The following is a 19,663-nucleotide window of genomic DNA, read 5'->3' as shown; positions in this document are numbered from 1 at the left end:
CCGTTGATGCTTCCCGTCGTGGCGAGGGTGAACTGGTCGGCCGTGACGCCGGACACCGGCTTCGAAAAGGTGACAGTGTAGTGCACGACGGACGCGTCGGTCGACGACGGATCGGTGCCGGTGATGCTGACGAGCGTCGGAAGAACGGGGATGAGTGGCATGGGGATTCCCTGGCGTGGCGCCTTGATGCGAGGATTCGAATTGCGCACCGTCGCCGGACAAGCCGACGCCAGGCGCAACTGATCGCGCGGCAACAATTCGAAATTGCACGCCGTGCGCTCTACATCCGCGACCCTACAGGGGCTGCTTGTCGGTTATGTTACGAGTTAACAACAAATAACATAATGGGAGAGGCTGTGGACGGCGCGCCTCACAACTCCAGCAGTCCGCCGTCACCGTTCTCGTCGGCAAACGCCAGCAGCGTGCCCTTGGCGTTCCAGGCGATCGCAGCCGCCGGCGGCGTGCCGTTACGGCGGACCAGGATCTCGGCGCCATCTTCGAGGCGCACCATCAGCACCGTGCCATCGCTGTAGCCGCAGGCGAGAATGTCATTTTTCGGATGGCAGGCGACCACCGATACGCGGGCCTGGAGCGGCGCGAGCATCGCGGGCTCCTTGCCCATCGGGCCGTCCTTGCTGGCGAACGGCCAGATGATGACGGTGTCGGCGCCTGACGTGGCCAGCCCCTTGCCGCCCGCGCTCCAGGACATCGAGCGGACACGACCGGGATAACCGGTCATGCGCATGTGCCGGTTATCGGCGAGCCGCCAGCCATGCAGCGCCGATTCATGCATCGTCGTGACCAGGAATTTATTGTCCGGGCTGAAGGTGACGCCGAGATGCGAGCCAGCCCAGGGCAGGAATTCGGCCGAGCCCTCCATGTTCGGAAACCACAGCGTCGCGCCATTGTAATGCGCGATCGCGAGCCGCAGGCCCTTCGGCGCAAACGCGAGACCGCCGACGGTCGAGGGCACCTCGAGCGACTTCTCCTCTTGCTTGCCGCTCTTGACGGTCGCGACCTTGCCGGCCGACCACGCGAAGGCGCCATCGGCGTGCAGCGCCACCGCGTCGATCCAGCGCCGCTTCGGATCGGTGGCGAGCAGCGTCACTTCACCCTTGGCATCGAGCGAGACGACCTTGCCGTCGTCGCCGCCCATGATGAGGCGCTTGCCATCGGAGGCGGTCGAGAGAATGCCGCCGCTGTGCACGGCGACCGTGGAGATCTCGCCCTTGGCATCGGCGAAAGCGACGTTCTCCTCGGCGCCGACGAAAGCGGCGCGGGGCCCAAGGAAGTGCACCGAGGTCACGCCCATGCCGAGCGCAAGCGGCTTGACGCGATCGGTGACGGAGACGATCGAGGCGGAATCGGGAGCCGGCGTAAACTCTTTCATCACGAGACGATGCAGCTCTCGAAGCCGGTGCGAATGAGCTCTTCCGGCAATTCGCGGCCGATGAAGACGAGGCGGCTCTGGCGCGCCTCGCCGTCCTTCCACTTCCGCTGGTGGTTACCCTCCAGCATCATGTGGACGCCCTGGAACACGTAGCGGTCGTCGTCGTCGTGGAAGGCGAGGATGCCCTTGGAGCGCAGAATCTTGCCGCCCTCGACCTGCACCAAATTCTGGAGCCAGGGCATGAAGACGTTCGGATCGAGCGGCTTGTCGGTTTTGAGCGACAGCGATTGCATGTCCTCGTCGTGATAGTGCTTCAGGCCGTGACCATGATCATGGTGGTGATGATGGTCGTGGCCGTGATGATCATGATCGTGGTCATGATCATCGGCATTCAGGAAATCAGGCTCGATGTCGAGAATGCGGTCGAGGTCGAACGCGCCGCGATCGAGCACGTCGGCCAGCGCCACCGAGCAGCGCTCGGTCCGGTGCAGCTTGGCATAGGGGTTGATGGCGCGGATGCGGGCTTCGACTTCGGCGAGTTCGGGCTTGGTGACGAGATCGGTCTTGTTCAGCACGATGACGTCGGCAAACGCGATCTGGTTTTTGGCCTCGGGCGCGTCCTTGAGACGGTCGGACAGCCATTTGGCGTCGGCGACCGTGACCACCGCGTCGAGGCGCGCGTTCTTCTGCACGTCCTCGTCGACGAAGAAGGTCTGGGCGACCGGCGCCGGATCGGCAAGGCCGGTGGTCTCGACGATGATGGCGTCGAACTTGCCCTTGCGCTTCATCAACCCGTCCATGATGCGGACGAGGTCGCCGCGCACGGTGCAGCAGATACAGCCGTTGTTCATCTCGAACACTTCCTCATCGGCGCCGATGATGAGGTCGTTGTCGATGCCGATCTCGCCGAATTCGTTGACGATGACGGCGTATTTCTTGCCGTGATTTTCCGACAGGATGCGGTTCAAGAGCGTGGTCTTGCCGGCACCGAGATAGCCGGTCAGGACGGTCACGGGAATCTTCTGGGAGGTCGCTTCAGACATAACAACTCCGACTTCGGGCTTGTCGCGCGACGCGAGGCGGGGTGGCCCCTGCCCTAGTGGTCAAGCGCGCTGGTCAGGGCCTTTATATTGTGCCTGACCATATCAATGTAAGTGGGTGCAGGCCCCTTTTCGCCGGTCAAACCGTCCGAAATCAGGGTCCCGCCGACCTTTGCGCCCGTCTCGGCCGCGATCCGCCGGATCAGCCGGTCGTCGCTGATATTTTCCAAGAAGACGGCCGGGATTTTTTGGGCCCTGATCTGGCCGATAATGGCCGCGATGTCCCGCGCGCTGGGCTCGGTTTCGGTTGAGACCCCTAAGGGGGCGACGAACTGGACGCCGTATTCGGCGGCGAAATAGCCGAAGGCGTCGTGGGTCGAGATCACCTTGCGCCGCTCGGGCGGGATCTTGGCCACGGCGTCGCGGACCTCACGGTCCAGCGTTTCGAGCTTTTCCAGATAGGCTTTTGCCTGAGCGCGGAAGAAGTCCGCATTATCGGGATCGGCGACGGCCAGCGCGTTGGCGATGTCGGTCACATAGACCTTGGTATTCGGGACTGATTGCCAGGCATGGGGATCGGCCGCCGAACCAAGCTTCAGCGGCGTGATACCGGCACTCGCGGTGACCATTTGCGCCTTGCTGCCTGCGGACTGCACGAGGCGCGGCAGCCAGCCCTCAAGGCCCAGCCCGTTGACGATCACGAGCTTCGCGTTCGCGACCCGCTTCGCATCACCCGGCGCCGGCGTGTAGACGTGGACGTCGCTGTCGGGGCCGACCAGCGTCGTCAGATTGACGCGGTCACCACCGATATTGCGGACGAAGTCGGCAAGGATCGAGAAGCTCGCGACGACATTGAGCTGCTCGGCCGCCTGGAGCGGCGAGGCGAACAGCAGCAAGGCAGAGAGCAGGAGGGCGCGCATCGTCACGCCTCCAGATGCCGGCCTGGAAACAGCTGCCGGACAATGCCGCCGACGCGGCCGAACAGCACGGAGACGATGTAGATCACCGTCGCCACGAGAATGATCGCAGGGCCTGAGGGCACGCGGGTCTGGAACGACAGCACGAGGCCGGCATAGCCCGAGACCGCCGCGGCGACAACAGCGATAGACATCATGACGGTGAGATCGCGCGACCAGAACCGTGCGATACCCGCCGGCAGGATCATCAGGCCGACAGCAAGCAGCGTGCCGAGCGCCTGAAAGCCGTTGACGAGGTTGATCACGACGAGCGCGAGGAAGGCGAGATGCGCGGGGCCGCCGGCGCGGCTCACGGTGCGCAAAAATAATGGATCGACGCTCTCGATCACCAGCGGGCGGTAGATCACCGCGAGCACCAGCAACGTGACTGTGGCGTTGAAGGCGACCACCAGCAACGTCTGGTCATCCATCGCGAGGATATTGCCGAACAGCACGTGCAGCAGGTCGATATTGGTGCCCTTGATCGAGACGATGGTCACGCCGAGCGCCAGCGAGGCCAGATAGAAGGTCGCGAGCGAGGCGTCCTCCTTCAGCCCGGTCGAGCGCGCGACCACGCCGGCGAGGATCGCGACCGCAAAGCCGGCGATCAGGCCGCCGGCCGTCATCGCGAACAGATTGAGGCCGGAGAGCAGGAAGCCGACGGCGGCACCAGGCAGGATCGCATGCGCCATGGCATCGCCGACGAGGCTCATCCGCCGCAGCATCAGGAACACGCCGATCGGCGCGCCCGCCAGCGACAGCGCGATCACGGCGGCGAGCGCCCGCCGCATGAACTCGAATTCGGTGAACGGACCGATCAGCGCGTCATAGAGCATCTGCGATCACGCCGCCCGCGAACGGGCATCATCGGCCGCGCACGCCGTGGCGCTGTCGTCGAAGGCTTCGCACATCCGCATCGCGACCAACAGGTTTTCCGGCGTCAGCACCTCCGCCGTCGGTCCCCAGGCCACGGGGCCGCGCGCCAGCACCAGCGTCTCGGAGAAATGGTTGCGCACCATTTCCATGTCGTGGAGGGCGGCGAGCACGGTGCGGCCCTCGCCGTGCCAGTGCTTCACCAGCGCGAGCAGATCAGTCGTGGTCTTGCTATCGATGGCGTTGAAGGGCTCATCGAGGACGATCAGGCGCGCGTCCTGCAGCAGCACGCGCGCGAACAGCACGCGCTGCATCTGGCCGCCCGAAAGTGTCCCGATGGGCCGGTTCTCGAAACCGTTGAGCCCCACCGAGCCAATGGCGCGAAGTATCTTCTCGCGCGCGGCCTTGCCGATGCCGCCGAACAGGCCGGTCCCGCGCCACAGCCCGGTGCCGACGAAATCGTACACCGAGATCGGGAAGGTGCGGTCGATCTCCGCGCTCTGCGGCAGATAGGCGATGTCGCGACTGTCGAGCCCACCGAGACGGATGCTGCCGTCGAGCGGCTTGAGAATGCCGACGATGCCGCGCAGCAGCGTCGACTTGCCGGCGCCGTTCGGGCCGATCACGGCGACCAGTGCGCCGGGTGCGACCTCTCCGTTGAGATGATGCACGGCCGGATGGCGGTCGTAGCCGAGCGTGACATTGTGGAAGTGCAGCGCCGCCATGGTCACCTCATCGCCAGGAAGACCACGCCCCAGAGCACGGCGCAGACGGCCAATGCGGCCGCGAGGCGTCCGGCCATGGTCATGCGCAGGATCGACCAGGGCGCGTCCTGGGCCGGATGCGGCGAGGCCGCATCGTGGACGTGGGCATGGCTGTGGTCGTGCCCGTGCGAGTGCCCGTGGTCAGGAGAATGACCTTGGGAATGGTCGTGAAGATGGGCGTGAGACGCGGCGGGAACCATGCCATAGACGTTATATTATAACATTACCCCTGTCCACGGCTTGGGCGTCCGGCTCAGGGCTTGCCGATCACCATTGCGATGGCGGCCGCAACGAACGGGAACGGCACCGAGACGGCGCAGCGGAACCAGACGAAGCGGGCCGGCATGAACGGGATTTCCCACAGGATCACCCGCTGGAACGCAAACAGCGCCCAGGCGACGACATAGGCGACCACCTGGGGCACCCCGCCGCCCGACTTCAGCGCGACCGTGCCGATGGAGAAGCCAATCACGGGTCCGCCGGGCGTCGCCGCGCCCGCGACCACGGCGGTCGCAACCCCGAGCCAGCCGCTGTCCGGCCCGAGCCAACCGGTAATCACCTCCTGCGGGATGATGGCGGCGATGTAGCCGGAGCCGATCACGCCCAGCGCAATGCGCGGCACGATGTTGATGAAGTCCATCGAGCCTTCGCGCAGCGAGGCCCTGAACACCGGAGGCCCACGGCGAAAGGCGATGAGGCCGACGCCGAAGACCGAGCCCCACAGCAGGATGTCGATGAGAAGCGCGGCGCTCAACTCTCGTCGTCCTTCGCGGCTTGTGCCGGATAGAGCCGGACATAGACGAAGCGGCCGAGCGCACCGGCGAGCACCGGGAGCGGCAGCGAGATCAGGATCCGCCACAGCGTGAAATCGGTGCCCATGATCGGGATTTCCCAAGCCACCGCCCGGCCGTAGCCGATCAGGGTCCAGCTCACGACCATGGCGATGGTGGCGCCGAAATCGGCGCCAACGGCGAGCAGCGCGCTCGCGACCGGATAGGCGGTGAAGGGACCGCCCGGCAGGATCGCACCGAAAGCGGTGCCGATCAGAAGGCCCTTCAGGCCGGATTTCGGCCCGAGCGAGCGCGAGACTTTTTCGTGCGGCAGGATCTCGGAAATGAACGCGCCGAGCAGGCAGCCAGCCAGCACGCGCGGGAGGATGCCGCCGAACAGCGAGAGATCGTGGGTGAGAATGTCGAGGACGCCGTCGGTGCCGTCACGCCGCCAGACCAGACCCGCGCTCACTGCCACCAGCACCGCGATGATGATCGTGGACCAGCCGATCGGCTTGCGCACGCGCCCCGGCCGCGGCTCGGACTCCACGTCCTCGACAGGCGCAGGACTTTTCGGGGGCGTTTCTGACAACGGGCTGGGTCGGCTCGAGGGTGATGCCCATCCTGATTAAGGGCGCCGCCCGATCGATGCAAACGGTACGATGACAGACCCGTGCGCGCGCCGTGCAGGACTTGCGCAAAATGGCTCTGGGCAACGGCGGGTGCCGCAGGCTCGGTCAACCTCTCCCGCTTGCGGGGGAGGTCGACGCGCGAAGCGCGGCGGGGCTCTCACCACACTGGGAATCTCTCCGGGGAGACACCCCCACCCCAACCCTCCCCCGCAAGCGGGAGAGGGAGCGCACCAACTTTGCGGACGCAATTCCGCACAGCAAAAAGGCGGCCGCACAGGCGACCGCCTTTCGTTATTCCGATGAGGCTAACTCAGGCCTTGTCGAACAGGGACTCGACGTATTCCCAGTTCACGAGGTTCTCGACGAACGCCTTGAGATAGTCGGGACGGCGGTTGCGATAGTCGATGTAGTAGGAGTGCTCCCAGACGTCGACGCCGAGGATCGGGGTGGCGCCGTGCACCAGCGGATTCTCGCCGTTCGGGGTCTTGGCAATCTCGAGCTTGCCGTTCTTGACCTGGAGCCAGGCCCAGCCCGAGCCGAACTGGCCGACGCCGGCCGCCTGGAAATCGGTCTTGAACTTCTCGAAGCCGCCGAGGTCTTCGTTGATCTTTTTCTCGAGCTTGCCCGGCAGCTTGGTGCCGCCGCCATTGGGCTTCATCCAGCTCCAGAAGTGGATGTGGTTGTAGTGCTGGCCGGCGTTGTTGAACACCGCGGGGTTCTTGCCGAACGAGCCCTTGACGATCTCCTCAAGGGACTTGCCTTCCCATTCGGTGCCCTTGAGCGCGTTATTGCCGTTGGTGACGTAGGCCTGATGATGCTTGTCGTGGTGGAATTCCAGCGTCTCCTTCGACATGAACTGGCCGAGGGCGTCATAGGCGTAAGGGAGGGGGGGCAGCGTGAATGTCATGGGTTCTTGTCCGCAACTGATGGGGAACGAGGCTTAACGGTCACCCCTTATAGAAGGTTCCGCGGCCGTTAAATACCGCCAATTTGCGAAAATGCCTGATGCAGACGTTTGGCCGGATTGCATAAAATCGACGCGAGCGTGTGCAGCGTTTCGAACCGCCGCAAAATATCATTGCCTTTGAGGCGCTTATGGCAGAACGAACGCACCACGGCGCGGAGAGGCGGAAGAGAGCCCCATGAGCATCGAGATCGACATTCTCAACGGCGACGCCTCGTGGCGGATCGCGGAGCCGCTGCATCAGGCGGTGTTCGGACCGCAAATGGTCGGGGACAAGCCTTGGGCCAACGTCAAATGGGCCAATGCCGATCTGCGTGTGCTGATCGAGACGCCCGAGGACGGGCTCGTCTGCCATGTCGGCATCTATTTCCGCACCGTCACCTGGAACGGGCAGAAGGTCCATATCGGCGGCATTGGCGGGGTCTGCACGCGCGAGGACCGGCGCGGCCGCGGCTATGCGACAGTGGCGATCGACGCGGCCGTGCATACCATGCGCGCCAACGAGGCCGTTCGCTTCGCACTGCTGTTCTGCGAACCACACAATTTTGCGTTCTACCAGACCCGGAGCTGGCTGCCCTTCGAGGGCGAGGTCTATTGCGAACAGCCGGAGGGGCGCATCCGCTTCGACGACATGGCGCCCTATGTCTTCAACATCGTCCGCGCGCCGACGCTGGGCACCATCGACCTCTGCGGTCTGCCCTGGTGAGCCCTGTGTGACGACCGGCTGGCGCCGGCCGCTCACGCCCTGTAGCATGTCGATCATCATTCAATATTCCGCCCGGTGAGACATGACGATCGACGCCCCGCTAGACACCGTCCCATCGCGTGCACCGGTCGCCTCCCCCATTGCCAGCCTGCTGACGGCGCCGATCCTGCCGACGCTGCTGCGGCTCGCGATCCCCAACATGATCGCGATGGTCGGCAGCACCCTCGTTGCGATCGCCGAGACCTCCTATATCGGCCGGCTCGGCACGATTCCGCTCGCCGCGATCGCGCTGGTGTTTCCGTTCGCGATGCTGACGCAGATGATGAGCGCGGGCGCGATGGGCGGCGGCGTCTCGTCCGCGATCAGCCGCGCGCTCGGCGCCGGAGATCGCGACCGGGCCGCGACACTGGCGCTGCATGCCGCCATCATCGGCCTCTGCGGCGGACTGTTCTTCACGGTGATGATGCTCGGCTTCGGCCGCTCGTTCTTCACGTTGCTCGGCGGCCGCGACCGCGTGCTCGAAGAGGCCAGCGGCTATTCGCACATGCTGTTCTCCGGCGCGGTCGCGATCTGGCTCGTCAACACGCTGGCCTCGATCATCCGCGGCACCGGCGACATGCGCCTGCCCTCGATGATTCTGATCTGGATGAGCACACTCCAGATCGCGCTCGGCGGCACGCTGGGGCTCGGCCTGTTCGGCGTGAAGCAATTCGGCATGCCCGGCGTTGCCGCCGGCCAGCTGATCGCGTTCAGCTGCGCTGCGATCTTCTTCCTCTGGTATCTGCTGTCCGGCCGCAGCCGGTTGCCGCTGGAGATCCGCGCATTCCGTTTCGAGCGCGCGATGTTCCTGGACATCCTCAAGGTCGGCGCGCTCGCCTGCCTGTCGCCGCTCCAGACCGTGCTCACCATTCTGATCTTCACGAAGATCCTCGCGACCTTCGGCACCGAGATGCTGGCCGGCTATGGCATCGGCTCGCGGCTGGAGTTTTTGCTGATTCCGATCACCTTCGCCTTCGGCATCGCCTCGGTGCCGATGGTCGGCATGGCGATGGGCGCCGGCCAGATCAAGCGCGCGCGGCGCGTGGCGTGGACGGCAGCAGCAGCCTCGGGGATCACCGTCGGCCTGATCGGGCTCATCATCGCGCTCGATCCCGCGTTGTGGGTGTCGCTGTTTACCAGCGATCCCGGCGTCACCGCCGCCGCACACAGCTACTTCCACTGGGCAGGGCCGGCCTTCGTGTTCTTCGGCATGGGCGTATCGCTGTATTTCTCCTCACAAGGCGCGGCGCGCGTCGGCGGGCCCGTGCTCGCCTCCACCGCGCGGCTTCTGATCGTCGCGATCGGCGGCGTCGGCCTGATGATGGCGCAGGCACCGGCCTGGACGTTGTTCGCGCTGGTCGGCGGCGCCATGGTCGTGTTCGGGCTCTCGACCGCGGGCTCGGTCGCCTTCGCGCGCTGGGGCAAATGAGCGCAGGCGAGCGCGGGAATGTGATTCCATCCGGCGTTGCACTATCCCGCTAGGCTGCTATGGAGGCGCCTCCATTTTCGGGGCTCTCCTTCATGTTCAGCAGATTCGCGCTTCTCTCCGTCATCCTGGCTGCGCTGTCCGGCGCGACTTCCGCCCGTGCGCAAAGTGCCGACGGGACCTGGCTGACCCAGGCCGGCGATGCCCGCGTCAAGATCGGCAAATGCGGCGCCGGCATCTGCGGCAACATCGTCTGGCTGCGCGAGCCTCACGATACCGCGACCGGCCAGCCGGCAACCGACAGCAAAAATCCCAATCCCGCGCTGGCGAGGCGTCCGATGATCGGCCTGCCGCTGTTCAGCGGCATGCAGCCCTCAGGGCCGAACAAATGGTCGGGCCAGATCTACAATGCCGACGACGGCAGCACCTATGCGAGCAGCGTCAGCGTGACAGGCGCGGATTCGCTGCGGGTCGAAGGCTGCGTCGGCGCGCTCTGCGGCGGCGAGACCTGGACGCGCACGGGACGGTAGTCGCTCTTACGCCATCATCGCCTTCAACGCCGTCGCAGCCGACGCATAGCCGCCTCGCGCGCCGTCGATGAAGTGGACGTGGTCGCTGCGCAGCGCCGACGGCGTGAAGCAGGTCATCATCGCCGCATCCTGCTGGTGGATGCCGTAGCGCACGATGCCGTCGCGTGCAGCCGCGGCGAGACGATCGCTCAGGGCGCGCTCGAGCTGCGGTGTGCAGTCGAGGATCATGCGCAGGCCGTCGTCAAATTTGCGGAAGTCCGAGTTCTCGACCACCTGCCGCTTGTAGATGTTCGGCACGAAGCCGCCGACATTGAGGTCGAACCGCATGATCAGATAGACGAACAGCGTATAGGCCAGCACGCGGGCGCGGCGCACGACCAGCGGACCACCGCGCTTGGTGCGGGCCTCATACTCCAAGCCCTGCGGCGGCCATGTCAGCGGCGGCCCCTGCAGCGGCACCGGGCGGCCGCCATCCGGGCTGCGTTCGACGAGATGGATGATGTCCTCAATGACCTTGCGGAAAGCATGCGGATCGGCGCCGCGCGCCGGCATCACCAGCACCGACAGGATCAGGCCGCGCGCAGCCGGCATGACCTCGAAGCGGCAGGACAGGCCGGAGAGATCGGGCTGCGTGCCGTCGGGCGCCTCGGCGATCGCGAACTCGCCGCGCTTCATCGCGGCGTCGGCCCAGGCAAGGCCGCCGCCGGAAAACATCGCATAGGACAAATTGGCCGAGGGGCCGAAGCGTGCGACGCGCACGTCGAGGCCCTGCGCGCGGATCGCGCTCACCGGCACCAGCGCGACGCGCATCTCCAGATCGAGGTCTTCCCGCACCCAGGTCGCGGTCGCGGCCAGCGCCTCGCGGGCGGACGCGAGATCATCAGGCGCAACGGCAAAACTCGCACCGTCGCCACCGAACACGAAGGGAAATTCGCGGCCTTCGAGTGCATTGGTCACCGCCGCGATCACGGCGGCGCCGGCCATGTTGACCGCCTTGTAGCGCTGCGCCGCAATCGCCTTGGTGGAATCGACGATGTCGGCAACGCCGACACTCCAGTCGTCCGGCAGCGGCGCATAAAGCGCGGGATCCATCAGGCTGGTGAAGCCGCGAAAGACGAGAATGCCGCCGTAGAAGGAGTCGCCAGATGTCATCGGGTGAGGCCGGATGGTTGGGAAGCGCGTCCGAGGAAGGTACGAGGCAGGATCGATCCGGGTTCGCCGGGCGGCGCACCTTTCAATTCCCGATCATTGTCTGAAATGGCGTCCGACAACAAGATCGCGCGGCGCGGCAACACCGCACCAGGGCCGCCGGACCTCTAAACGAACGGATTGACCTGCCGAAGCAACTCGGCGCGCCTCAATGCAGCTTCTCGTCCTCGCGCTTGCGCAGGGCCTCGAGAGCGGCGTCATCGCAACCGACCAGCCGCACAAATTGCTGCGGATACATTTCGTAGCCGTGACTGCCGGAATTCTGATTGGCCATCGGCGGGCAGTGGACATCATCAGGCTTCGCGCGAGATTGCTCGGTCCGGCTCTGATTTGAAGCGGTCATGTGCGGCGTGGTCATGGACTGCTCCCTGTCAATTGGGGCAGATCGATTGACATAACCCAATCGATTGCGGAGCATCTTACGACCAAATCCGGCGAAATGACATTGACCCGGATCAACGCAATTGTCGCGGCCGGGTTCCGTTTTACGCCGTGTTGCCCGCGTCGACCGTGAACACGGTGCCGGTCACGTTGCGACCGCCGTCGCCCAGCAGATATTCCACCATGCGCGCGACGTCGTCGGTCTCCGGCAGGCGGCGCAGCGCACTGCGGCCGGCGATGCGTTTGCGGCTTTCGTCGGAGAGATTATGCGTGAGCTCGGTGTCGATGAAGCCGGGGGCGATCGCGTTCACGGTGATGCCGAGCTTGCCGACCTCGCGCGCCAGCGAACGGGTGAAGCCAGTGGCGGCGGCCTTGGTCGCGCCGTAAACGGACAGGCCGTTATAACCCGTTGTCGCAATGATCGAGGAGATGTTGATGATGCGGCCGGCGCCATCGGCCATCATCTGCCGCGCGACATACTTTGTGAGAATGATCGGCGACAGCACGTTGAGCTGCACCAGCGCCTCGATCTCCGAATTGTGCATGGTGGCGAGCAGGCCTTCGGTGCCGAGGCCGGCATTGTTGACCAGGCCGTAGGTAGGGCCGAATTCGTTGCGCACGAGTTTAGCGTAGGCCGGGATCGCGTCGATCACGGCAAGGTCGCAGGCGCGGAAATGCAGCCGGCCCTCGGAGGCGGCGATCGCGGCCTTGAGCTCGTCGCTCTCACGGCGCGCGGCCGCAATCACGTTATAGCCGGCATCCACCAGCCGCTTGCCGATCGCAAGACCGATACCGCGGCTGCCGCCGGTGACGAGAACATTATGCATCGGTGCGCGCCAGTTTGCCGGCCGGGGTGACGTCGAGCTTCTCGACGAAGCGGATCACCGCCGGCACCTTGTGGGATGCGAGCTGCGTGCGGCACTGATCCAGGATCTGGTCGCGGATTTCCTTGACCCGCCCCTGATCGGTGCCCGCAGTGAGGATCACATCGGCGACGACGATGCCGCCGGTGATCGGACTCTTCCGCGATTTCGCCCGCGACATCCGTACGTCAGGGTGACGGTTGATCACCGCCTCGATTTCCTCGGGGTGGACCTTCAGCCCGCCGATATTGATGATGCCGCCGCGGCGGCCGACGAAATAATAGCGGTCGCCGCGCAATTCGACGATGTCGCCGCTGTCGACGAATCCGTCGCCATCGGTGAGCGCGGCCGCGTTGCGGCCAATGTAGGCGTGGGCCGTGCGCGTCGAGCGGATACGCAGCGAACCGTCGACGACCTTCATCTCGACGCCGTTGCGGTTGCCGAGATAGTCGGCCGGAAAGCCTTCAAGCCCGTCATTGACGGCGAAGCCGACGCCGGCCTCGGTCGAGGCGTAGGCATGGCCGACGGAAGAATTGGGGAACGCAGCCTTGAGACCGTCGAGCACCGCCTGGTCGGCGATCTCGCCGGAAAGACGGACGTAACCCGGCGCGAACTGCGCGGCCGAACCGCTCATCAAAAGCTTGCGCCAGTGCGAGGGCGTACCGGAAATGTGCGAGACGGCGCGTGCGTTCAGCCGCGTGACATGATCGCCGAGCGCCTCATGCGGATCGGACAATACCATGGAGCCGCCGGAGAGCACGGCGCGCAGGAATATCTGGAGGCCGCCATAGCGGCGAATGTCGTAGAACGTCGCCCAGACCGGTGCGGGCCCGCGCGCGGGACCTTCGGCGACGATGGCGCCGGTGAGCGCTTCCAGCGTATGGCCGACGATCTTCGGCACGCCTGAGGTGCCCGAAGTCAGCATCAGCCATTCGGTGGCGCGCTCGGTCTTCGCCGGCGCAGTGGCCTGAAGCGGCAATTGAGCGGTAACGACGAGCGGTACGCCGGTCGCGTCCCAGCGACCGGGCTCGTCGGTGACGACGGCATCGACCCCGGCATCGGCCATCAGCGCGTCGAGATGCGCCGGATTGAGATCGGGTGGACACAGCAGCATGCGACGGGCAATGCCGTCGAGCTCGATCATGGCCAGGCCCGAGCGGAGCTGGTCCGACAATTTCAGCAGGACCGAACGGCCTGCCAGTTCATGCACGCGGCCGCCCAGAACCGTATGCGACAGGACGCCCGTCAGCGACACCACATGATGGGTGTCGGAGATCGTGCGGCCCTCGAGCTCCGGGCTCAGATAGTCGCGAAGCGCGAAGATCTCACGCGGGGACATTTTCGTAGGCCCGCACGAAATCGCCCACGGTGGCTGGAAACGCTGCGTCCTCGGAGATGGTGAAGGGGTCGACACCGGTCTCGTCCTCGAGACGCGCGACGAGAATGGCGAAGGCGAGCGAGTCGAAGCCCGTCTCGTGCAGGGACAGATCGTCCGAGAGGGCGGGAAGCGTGACGTGCTGCTCTTTGGCGATCTGCTGGATCGCTTCAATGACCTTGGACCGTACCGACATGGCTGGCTCGCTCTTGTTATCGATATTCGTGTGACGGCGGTTCTTGATGACCGCCTCCCCAATGCCGTTTGTTTACCCGACAGAAGTAAATGGCTTCTTGGACAATTCGGATAAAATTGGACCTATCTCTGTATTTTCGCGCGGCTAGAGCCGGGTCGTGCCGTCGATAATCTTCGTAAACGTCTCTGAATCGAGTGCAACATAGGTGCCGGACTTCGGGTCGAGCATGAACAGCGGATCGATGATCACTGACGGATCAAAGCCCTCGCGGGCCAGATCGCCCTTCTTCTGCTTGAAGGTCTCGGTCGCATCGAGCTCGCGCGAGATGCGGACGAAGACCGGGCGGGCATAGGCCGGCAGGCGCTGCGCCAGATGCACGGGCAAGGCCGCAATATCAAAGCCTTCGTTCACGACGATCGCGCTCATGCCGGCGCGGCCGTCGGTGCCGTGGATGCCGACGCCGTAGGTGGTCGCGTCGATCACGCCGGTGAAATCGCGCACGGCGTCGTTGACCTCCGAGGTCGCGACGTTCTCGCCCTTCCAGCGGAAGGTGTCGCCGATGCGATCGACGAAATGGAAGAAACCCTTGTCGTCGAGACGCATCAGGTCGCCGGTGCGAAACCAGGCATCGCCCTTCGCGAAGACATTGCGCAGGATTTTCTTCTCGGTCTCGCCCGCATCCGTGTAGCCCTCGAAGCGGCCGCCGCCCTCGTCCGCTAGGCCGATGCGGCCGATGGCTTCACCGGCCTCGCCCCGGGCGCAGGCGAGGCAAAAGCCTTCGTCATTGCGCAGCGGCGCGCCGCTGTCAGGATCGAGCTTGACGAGATTGGCCGGGAAACGATGCGCAAGCAGCGGCGGAATACGCCCGATCGCGCCCGGCTGTCCCTCGACGTTGAACAGCGAGAAATTGCCTTCGGTCGCGGCGTAAAATTCGAGGATGCGCGGAATGGCGAAGCGGCCCTGAAAGTCCTCCCAGATGTCGCCGCGCAGGCCGTTGCCGCAGACCATCCGCAGCCGATGCCGGTTCTCATATTCCGACGGCGGCGCCTTGAGGAGATAGCGGCAGAGCTCGCCGATATACTGGAACAGCGTGCAGTCGTGGCGCACGATGTCGGGCCAGAAATTCGAGGCCGAGAATTTTTCCGCGATCACCACCGTGCCGCCCGCGGCAAGCATGCTGCACGGCGCGACAATGCCGCCGACCGAATGGAACAACGGCAGGCAGTCGTAGAGCCGGTCTTGCGGCGTGGCTCCAGTCAGACCGGCGAACCAGAAGCCCCAATTGAGGATGCGGCGATGGCTGATGCTGGCGGCTTTCGGCAGGCCGGTGGTCCCTGATGTGTAGATCAGCAAGGCGCGGTCGTTGATCGTGACGTTGCCGCGCTCCTCCGGCTGGAGCGGACCGTCGTCGAGGGCGGCAAGTGCGACGTCGATGGCGCGCTCGCTGCGGGCGTCGCCATGGGTCCAGACTTTGGCCTGCGCTGTCAGATGCGGCGTGGCGCTCTCCAGCATGTCCGTCAATTCATGCGCGACGACGACATGCGACGGCTTGGCGACGTCGATACAGTGCGCGAGCGACTGTCCCACCAGCTTGGTGTTGATCAGCGCCACCACGCCGCCGACGCGGCTGATGCCGAGCCAGGCCGCGACATAATCGACGCCGTTCGGCATGATCAGCGCAACCGCATCGCCCTTGGCCACACCGGCCGAGCGCGCCCAGCGCGCGTAGCGATTGATGCGCCTCGAGAGGCCGTCATAGCCAAGGCTTGCGTCATCCGTCACCAGCGCCATGCGGTCCGGCTGACGCCGCGCCCAATCGTCGACGACGTCGGCGAACAACCGGCCGGGCAGCGTCTCGATCCGCGCGGTGAGCTCGATCGCCTTCAGCCAGATCTTTGACGCTGAAGGTGCGCGCGCGGCCTTCGGTTGCTCGATGACGCCGGTGGTCATGTCGTTCATTCTTTCGGAACGTGTCTGCTGGTTGCCGGCAGCTTAGTCGGCGCGCTTTGCCCAGGTGTTAAGAGACAAGGTAAAACCCGGTTAGGACGCGATTAACTCTAGTGATCCTTTACCAGGCTGATGGGATCGGCATGCGCATCGACGCAGGCGAATTCGGCGGCATGCTGACGGCCGCGACCGACCGCTGGCGCAAGGTGGTGGAGCTGTCGGGGGTCAGGAAGGACGAGTGTCGGTTCGCAAGGCGACCGATCGTTCCGGGCGAGCAGTCGCCCGCTGCTAGCCGCTTCGCCTGTGGCGCACGCGCGGCTGCGGCACGTTGAGCGGATAGTACGGATTGAGATCGCAGCTCGCGGAGAGTCCTGCGGCCGTGGCCCGGCACTGCGGCAGCGAGGTGAAGGAGCAGTCGTACCAGTCCCCGCCCCCTCCGCTCGCGCCGGAATAGACGTGCATGCAGACGGGATAGCGGGGATCGAAAGTCTGCGCATGCGACGGCGCGGCGACGAACAACGCGCCGACCGCCATGGTGAGGCCGAGTGAGCTACGCATGACGAATGCTCCCGCCCGCCGCCGCATGGATCAGTGCTGCGGCTTCTTGTGGCGCTTGCGCGGGGGCGGCGGCGGTTCGTCGAAGGCGTAATAGGGATTGAGGTCGCAGCTCGCGGAGCGGCCCGACGCCGTGGCCTGGCATTGCGGGATCGAGGTGAACGAGCAGTCGAAGAACTCGCCGCCACCACCGCGGCCGCCCAGCGAGTAAACATGCATGCACACCGGGTAGCGCGGATCGTAGGTCTGGGCGCTGGCGTCTGCCGCGACGAACAGTGTGGCAATCGCGGTCAGGGTCAGAATCGGCAAACGCATGGACTTCATCCTCGAATCGGTGGCGTCGGCAGATCTGATGCCGGCAGCTTCCTATGACATAACACCACGCCGGAGGCGACTGTTCCTGAGGACAGATGACGGCAAGGTGAGGTGCGCTGTCGCGACGCACTCACCTTCGCCCCCTGCGCATAACGACCGAACGCAGCGGCGCTAGCCGAGCCCCTGCAACACCAGCCGGTTCAACCGCGCCGCGAACGCGGCCGGGTCTTCCGGCAATTCGCCGTCCAGGATCTGCGCCTGTTCGAGCAGGAGCAGGCTGAGATCGTCGACAGACTGCGAGCCGGCCTGTGCCTTCGTGATCGCCGTGACCAGCGGATGGCGCAGATTGATCTCGAGGATCGGCTTGGTGCGCATGCCGCGGTTCTGCTGCGAGAGGATGCGCTCGAGTTCGCGGCTCGGGCCCTGGCTGTCGGCGACGAGGCAGGAGGCCGAACTGGTGAGACGCGTCGAGGCCTTGACGTCGCTGACGCGCTCGCCGAGCGCAGCCTTGATCACCGCGATGGTGGCGGCCTCGTCGGCTTCGGGCTCGTCCTTCTTCGCGTCCTCCGCCTCGTCCGTGCGCGGGATCAGCTCGAGGTTGAGGTCGCCCTGGCTCAGCGACTTCAGCGGCTTGCCGTCGAACTCCGTCGGCATCGAGGTCCAGAACGCATCGACTGGATCGGACAGCAGCAGCACCTCGATGCCGCGCGCGGTTGCAGCTTCCAGCCGCGGGTTGGACTTCAGCCGCTCGATGCTGTCGCCGACGAGATAATAGATCTCGGTCTGGTTCGGCTTGAAATCGGCGATGATTTGCTTCAGCGAGCGCTTCTCGCCCGAAGTCGTGGTGAAACGCGACAGCGCCAGCAGCTTTTCGCGCCGCTCGAAATCCTCGTAGATGCCCTCTTTCAGCGCCGCACCGAATGCGTCCCAGATCCTGGCGAAATTCTCCGGATCCTTGTCGGCGAGGCTTTCGAGCTCCGACACGACGCGCGTCGCCACGGCCTTGCGGATCTGCGCGAGCTGCGGATTGTTTTGGAGCATCTCGCGTGAGATGTTGAGCGGCAGATCCTCGCTGTCGACGACGCCGCGGACGAAGCGGAGATAGCCAGGCAGCAGATCCGCGTCGTCGGTGATGAAAACGCGACGGACATAGAGCTTGACGCGCCCCTTGCGCGAGGGCTCGAACAGGTCGAACGGCTTCGTCGAGGGCGCGAACAGCAGCACGGCATAGGAATATCGGCCCTCGGCGCGATAGTGCAGCGTCATCGCGGGATCGTCGAAGGCGGAGGCGATCTGCTGATAGGCCTTCTTGTAGTCCTCCGGCGTCAGCTCGGATTTCGAGCGCTGCCACAGCGCGCTCGCCGAGTTGATCTGGCGCGGCTCGCCCTCTTCCGGCACCAGCTCGATCGGGAACAGGATGTTGTCGGAATAGGCACCGATGATGCGCTCGATCTCGAAAGCTTCGAGATATTTCTTCGCATCGTCCTTCATGTGCAGGACGATCTCGGTGCCGCGTGCGACCCGCGCCGCATCCTCGTCACCGGCCCGTGCGATCTCGAAGCCGGAGCCGCCGGAGGACGTCCAGGTCCAGACGTCGCTCTCGCCGGCGCGGCGGCTGACGACGACGATCTTCTCGGCAACCATGAAGGCGGAATAGAAGCCGACGCCGAACTGGCCGATCAGCCCGAGGCCGTCCTTGGCCTCCTTCAGCTTCGACACGAAAGCCTTGGTGCCGGAGCGGGCGATGGTGCCGAGATGGTCGATCAGCTCCTGCCGCTCCATGCCGATGCCGTTGTCGGCAATCGTCAAAGTCCCGGCCGTCTTGTTCGGGATGATCCGGATCTTGAGCGCGTCGCCCTCGCCCAGCAGCGCCGGGCTGGCGATCGCCTCATAGCGCAGCTTGTCGCAGGCATCCGAGGCGTTGGAGACCAGCTCGCGCAGGAAGATGTCGGTCTCCGAATAGACGGAGTGCACCATCAGGTGCAGCAGCTCGGAAACTTCGGCCTGGAATGGCTGCGTATGCGCGGCCGTGTCTGACGTCGTCATGCGTTTACCCGGTCAATCCAAAAGGGGAAGAAAGCCGGGGATATAACGCGATGGGATGGGGATCAAGTGGACAGGAAACATCGCCCTCCCGGAAGGAGGGCGATTGTCCGTGAGCTCGCCAGGCGGATCAGGTCACGCAGCGGCCGGGCTGGAGCAGTTTTGCGACCTCGGTCAGGGAGCTGACCATCGGCTCGCAGGCTATCGTCGGCCTCTTACGGCCCTGCGTCTGGTTCTGCAGCGTCAACGGCCGCTTGGCGTTGCCGGTCTCGATCACCGCGGGGACGCGCAGCAGCACCGAGGTGTCGGCAAGGTCGTTCAGCCGCATCGACACGGTGCGGGTGGGAACTCCCTGCTTGATGTCGGCCAGACGGTCGGACTTGCCGGTGCGATTTACATTCTGGCCGGACTTGTCCGCCGTGACGGCGACCGCCTGCCACCGGTCAGCCAGATCATGGCCGGAGGCCAGCTGCACGGCACCAACCTGAACGGCGCCAATCGTCGCGGCGATCGCGACGGCGCCCAAAAATACCTTTTGAATCTGTGACATGGCTGTCGACCCCTCGCCCCATGGCGATCGCGGGAACAACCGGGGAGACGACAGCAAGTTCTCAAGGGTTAAGATCACTTAACCGTGTGCGCAAAGCACCGCAGGCCGCATATGAAGATCGTACGAAAAAAATTCGTAA

The 19,663-nt window shown here is 65.0% G+C and carries 22 protein-coding genes; 3 read left to right on the top strand and 19 right to left on the bottom strand.

What is annotated here, in order from left to right; all coding sequences use genetic code 11:
• Nucleotides 1-370: 370 nt before the first annotated feature.
• From AB7532_RS04855 to AB7532_RS04815, 9 genes are all read right to left on the bottom strand, one after another.
• Nucleotides 371-1,390 (bottom strand): WD40 repeat domain-containing protein, encoded by a 1,020-nt coding sequence (locus AB7532_RS04855; protein ID WP_441239189.1) that lies wholly within the window; start codon nt 1,388-1,390, stop codon nt 371-373.
• A complete protein-coding gene (locus AB7532_RS04850) occupies nt 1,390-2,433 on the bottom strand; it encodes a CobW family GTP-binding protein (RefSeq protein ID WP_441233689.1) in 1,044 nt (347 codons plus the stop codon). Before AB7532_RS04850 ends, AB7532_RS04855 begins: the two co-directional genes overlap by 1 nt.
• A 53-nt stretch (nt 2,434-2,486) precedes the next feature.
• Nucleotides 2,487-3,350: a metal ABC transporter substrate-binding protein gene (locus tag AB7532_RS04845; protein ID WP_441233688.1), complete on the bottom strand. Its 864-nt coding sequence runs from the start codon at nt 3,348-3,350 to the stop codon at nt 2,487-2,489.
• 2 nt (nt 3,351-3,352) lie between these two features.
• Complete coding sequence (locus tag AB7532_RS04840; protein ID WP_441233687.1) at nt 3,353-4,222, bottom strand: metal ABC transporter permease; 870 nt, start codon at nt 4,220-4,222, stop codon at nt 3,353-3,355.
• Nucleotides 4,223-4,228: 6 nt separating this feature from the next.
• Nucleotides 4,229-4,984 (bottom strand): metal ABC transporter ATP-binding protein, encoded by a 756-nt coding sequence (locus AB7532_RS04835; RefSeq protein ID WP_441233686.1) that lies wholly within the window; start codon nt 4,982-4,984, stop codon nt 4,229-4,231.
• A gap of 2 nt (nt 4,985-4,986) precedes the next feature.
• Nucleotides 4,987-5,223 carry a hypothetical protein gene (locus AB7532_RS04830; protein ID WP_441233685.1) on the bottom strand — a complete coding sequence of 79 codons (237 nt, stop codon included), beginning with the start codon at nt 5,221-5,223 and terminating at the stop codon, nt 4,987-4,989.
• 53 nt (nt 5,224-5,276) lie between these two features.
• A complete protein-coding gene (locus tag AB7532_RS04825) occupies nt 5,277-5,777 on the bottom strand; it encodes a hypothetical protein (RefSeq protein ID WP_441233684.1) in 501 nt (166 codons plus the stop codon).
• Entirely contained in the window at nt 5,774-6,385 is a 612-nt protein-coding gene (locus AB7532_RS04820) for a permease (protein ID WP_441233683.1), read from the bottom strand. The genes AB7532_RS04825 and AB7532_RS04820 overlap by 4 nt, the downstream gene beginning before the upstream one ends.
• 350 nt (nt 6,386-6,735) lie before the next feature.
• Nucleotides 6,736-7,332 (bottom strand): superoxide dismutase, encoded by a 597-nt coding sequence (locus AB7532_RS04815; RefSeq protein WP_063985730.1) that lies wholly within the window; start codon nt 7,330-7,332, stop codon nt 6,736-6,738.
• Nucleotides 7,333-7,567: 235 nt separating this feature from the next.
• On the opposite strand from AB7532_RS04815, the gene AB7532_RS04810 reads away from it, so the two are divergent.
• From AB7532_RS04810 to AB7532_RS04800, 3 genes are all read left to right on the top strand, one after another.
• Complete coding sequence (locus AB7532_RS04810; protein ID WP_441233682.1) at nt 7,568-8,095, top strand: GNAT family N-acetyltransferase; 528 nt, start codon at nt 7,568-7,570, stop codon at nt 8,093-8,095.
• Between the two features lie 82 nt (nt 8,096-8,177).
• A complete protein-coding gene (locus AB7532_RS04805; protein WP_441233681.1) occupies nt 8,178-9,563 on the top strand; it encodes an MATE family efflux transporter in 1,386 nt (461 codons plus the stop codon).
• A gap of 92 nt (nt 9,564-9,655) precedes the next feature.
• Nucleotides 9,656-10,090, top strand: a complete 435-nt coding sequence (locus tag AB7532_RS04800; protein ID WP_441233680.1) for a DUF2147 domain-containing protein — start codon at nt 9,656-9,658, stop codon at nt 10,088-10,090.
• Nucleotides 10,091-10,096: 6 nt separating this feature from the next.
• Here AB7532_RS04800 and AB7532_RS04795 read toward each other — a convergent pair whose 3' ends face one another.
• The 10 genes from AB7532_RS04795 to AB7532_RS04750 form a co-directional block, all read right to left on the bottom strand.
• Entirely contained in the window at nt 10,097-11,242 is a 1,146-nt protein-coding gene (locus AB7532_RS04795; RefSeq protein ID WP_441233679.1) for a DUF3095 domain-containing protein, read from the bottom strand.
• Between the two features lie 205 nt (nt 11,243-11,447).
• The gene (locus tag AB7532_RS04790) at nt 11,448-11,657 is read right to left on the bottom strand and encodes a hypothetical protein (protein ID WP_441233678.1); all 210 of its coding nucleotides are present in this window, start codon (nt 11,655-11,657) and stop codon (nt 11,448-11,450) included.
• A 127-nt stretch (nt 11,658-11,784) separates the two neighbouring features.
• Complete coding sequence (locus AB7532_RS04785; protein ID WP_441233677.1) at nt 11,785-12,507, bottom strand: SDR family NAD(P)-dependent oxidoreductase; 723 nt, start codon at nt 12,505-12,507, stop codon at nt 11,785-11,787.
• Nucleotides 12,500-13,882 carry a class I adenylate-forming enzyme family protein gene (locus AB7532_RS04780; RefSeq protein WP_441233676.1) on the bottom strand — a complete coding sequence of 461 codons (1,383 nt, stop codon included), beginning with the start codon at nt 13,880-13,882 and terminating at the stop codon, nt 12,500-12,502. The genes AB7532_RS04785 and AB7532_RS04780 overlap by 8 nt, the downstream gene beginning before the upstream one ends.
• Nucleotides 13,869-14,114, bottom strand: a complete 246-nt coding sequence (locus AB7532_RS04775; protein WP_015688794.1) for an acyl carrier protein — start codon at nt 14,112-14,114, stop codon at nt 13,869-13,871. The genes AB7532_RS04780 and AB7532_RS04775 overlap by 14 nt, the downstream gene beginning before the upstream one ends.
• Nucleotides 14,115-14,258: 144 nt before the next feature.
• Nucleotides 14,259-16,073, bottom strand: coding sequence for a long-chain-acyl-CoA synthetase (locus AB7532_RS04770; protein ID WP_441233675.1), 1,815 nt, complete (start codon nt 16,071-16,073; stop codon nt 14,259-14,261).
• Nucleotides 16,074-16,349: 276 nt separating this feature from the next.
• Nucleotides 16,350-16,619 (bottom strand): DUF3551 domain-containing protein, encoded by a 270-nt coding sequence (locus tag AB7532_RS04765; protein WP_441233674.1) that lies wholly within the window; start codon nt 16,617-16,619, stop codon nt 16,350-16,352.
• Nucleotides 16,620-16,649: 30 nt separating this feature from the next.
• Nucleotides 16,650-16,931 (bottom strand): DUF3551 domain-containing protein, encoded by a 282-nt coding sequence (locus tag AB7532_RS04760; protein WP_441233673.1) that lies wholly within the window; start codon nt 16,929-16,931, stop codon nt 16,650-16,652.
• Nucleotides 16,932-17,102: 171 nt separating this feature from the next.
• Nucleotides 17,103-18,977 (bottom strand): molecular chaperone HtpG, encoded by a 1,875-nt coding sequence (gene htpG, locus AB7532_RS04755; RefSeq protein ID WP_441233672.1) that lies wholly within the window; start codon nt 18,975-18,977, stop codon nt 17,103-17,105.
• 127 nt (nt 18,978-19,104) lie between these two features.
• The gene (locus AB7532_RS04750) at nt 19,105-19,524 is read right to left on the bottom strand and encodes a hypothetical protein (protein ID WP_441233671.1); all 420 of its coding nucleotides are present in this window, start codon (nt 19,522-19,524) and stop codon (nt 19,105-19,107) included.
• Nucleotides 19,525-19,663: the final 139 nt, after the last annotated feature.

It is taken from the genome of Bradyrhizobium sp. 930_D9_N1_4 (assembly GCF_052076015.1).
Classification (GTDB): domain Bacteria; phylum Pseudomonadota; class Alphaproteobacteria; order Rhizobiales; family Xanthobacteraceae; genus Bradyrhizobium.
The sequence above is the reverse complement of the archived record's forward strand: the minus strand, read 5'-3'. Positions and strand labels throughout refer to the sequence as shown.

What these genes read in the sequence shown, in the direction of transcription:
- AB7532_RS04830 (WP_441233685.1), bottom strand. Translation starts at nt 5,223, where the DNA reads ATGGTTCCCGCCGCGTCTCACGCCCATCTTCACGACCATTCCCAAGGT.
- AB7532_RS04780 (WP_441233676.1), bottom strand. Translation starts at nt 13,882, where the DNA reads ATGTCCCCGCGTGAGATCTTCGCGCTTCGCGACTATCTGAGCCCGGAG.
- AB7532_RS04765 (WP_441233674.1), bottom strand. Translation starts at nt 16,619, where the DNA reads ATGCGTAGCTCACTCGGCCTCACCATGGCGGTCGGCGCGTTGTTCGTC.
- AB7532_RS04840 (WP_441233687.1), bottom strand. Translation starts at nt 4,222, where the DNA reads ATGCTCTATGACGCGCTGATCGGTCCGTTCACCGAATTCGAGTTCATG.
- AB7532_RS04785 (WP_441233677.1), bottom strand. Translation starts at nt 12,507, where the DNA reads ATGCATAATGTTCTCGTCACCGGCGGCAGCCGCGGTATCGGTCTTGCG.
- AB7532_RS04775 (WP_015688794.1), bottom strand. Translation starts at nt 14,114, where the DNA reads ATGTCGGTACGGTCCAAGGTCATTGAAGCGATCCAGCAGATCGCCAAA.
- AB7532_RS04795 (WP_441233679.1), bottom strand. Translation starts at nt 11,242, where the DNA reads ATGACATCTGGCGACTCCTTCTACGGCGGCATTCTCGTCTTTCGCGGC.
- AB7532_RS04750 (WP_441233671.1), bottom strand. Translation starts at nt 19,524, where the DNA reads ATGTCACAGATTCAAAAGGTATTTTTGGGCGCCGTCGCGATCGCCGCG.
- AB7532_RS04800 (WP_441233680.1), top strand. Translation starts at nt 9,656, where the DNA reads ATGTTCAGCAGATTCGCGCTTCTCTCCGTCATCCTGGCTGCGCTGTCC.
- AB7532_RS04810 (WP_441233682.1), top strand. Translation starts at nt 7,568, where the DNA reads ATGAGCATCGAGATCGACATTCTCAACGGCGACGCCTCGTGGCGGATC.
- AB7532_RS04770 (WP_441233675.1), bottom strand. Translation starts at nt 16,073, where the DNA reads ATGAACGACATGACCACCGGCGTCATCGAGCAACCGAAGGCCGCGCGC.
- AB7532_RS04835 (WP_441233686.1), bottom strand. Translation starts at nt 4,984, where the DNA reads ATGGCGGCGCTGCACTTCCACAATGTCACGCTCGGCTACGACCGCCAT.
- htpG (WP_441233672.1), bottom strand. Translation starts at nt 18,977, where the DNA reads ATGACGACGTCAGACACGGCCGCGCATACGCAGCCATTCCAGGCCGAA.
- AB7532_RS04790 (WP_441233678.1), bottom strand. Translation starts at nt 11,657, where the DNA reads ATGACCACGCCGCACATGACCGCTTCAAATCAGAGCCGGACCGAGCAA.
- AB7532_RS04845 (WP_441233688.1), bottom strand. Translation starts at nt 3,350, where the DNA reads ATGCGCGCCCTCCTGCTCTCTGCCTTGCTGCTGTTCGCCTCGCCGCTC.
- AB7532_RS04805 (WP_441233681.1), top strand. Translation starts at nt 8,178, where the DNA reads ATGACGATCGACGCCCCGCTAGACACCGTCCCATCGCGTGCACCGGTC.
- AB7532_RS04815 (WP_063985730.1), bottom strand. Translation starts at nt 7,332, where the DNA reads ATGACATTCACGCTGCCCCCCCTCCCTTACGCCTATGACGCCCTCGGC.
- AB7532_RS04760 (WP_441233673.1), bottom strand. Translation starts at nt 16,931, where the DNA reads ATGCGTTTGCCGATTCTGACCCTGACCGCGATTGCCACACTGTTCGTC.
- AB7532_RS04850 (WP_441233689.1), bottom strand. Translation starts at nt 2,433, where the DNA reads ATGTCTGAAGCGACCTCCCAGAAGATTCCCGTGACCGTCCTGACCGGC.
- AB7532_RS04855 (WP_441239189.1), bottom strand. Translation starts at nt 1,390, where the DNA reads ATGAAAGAGTTTACGCCGGCTCCCGATTCCGCCTCGATCGTCTCCGTC.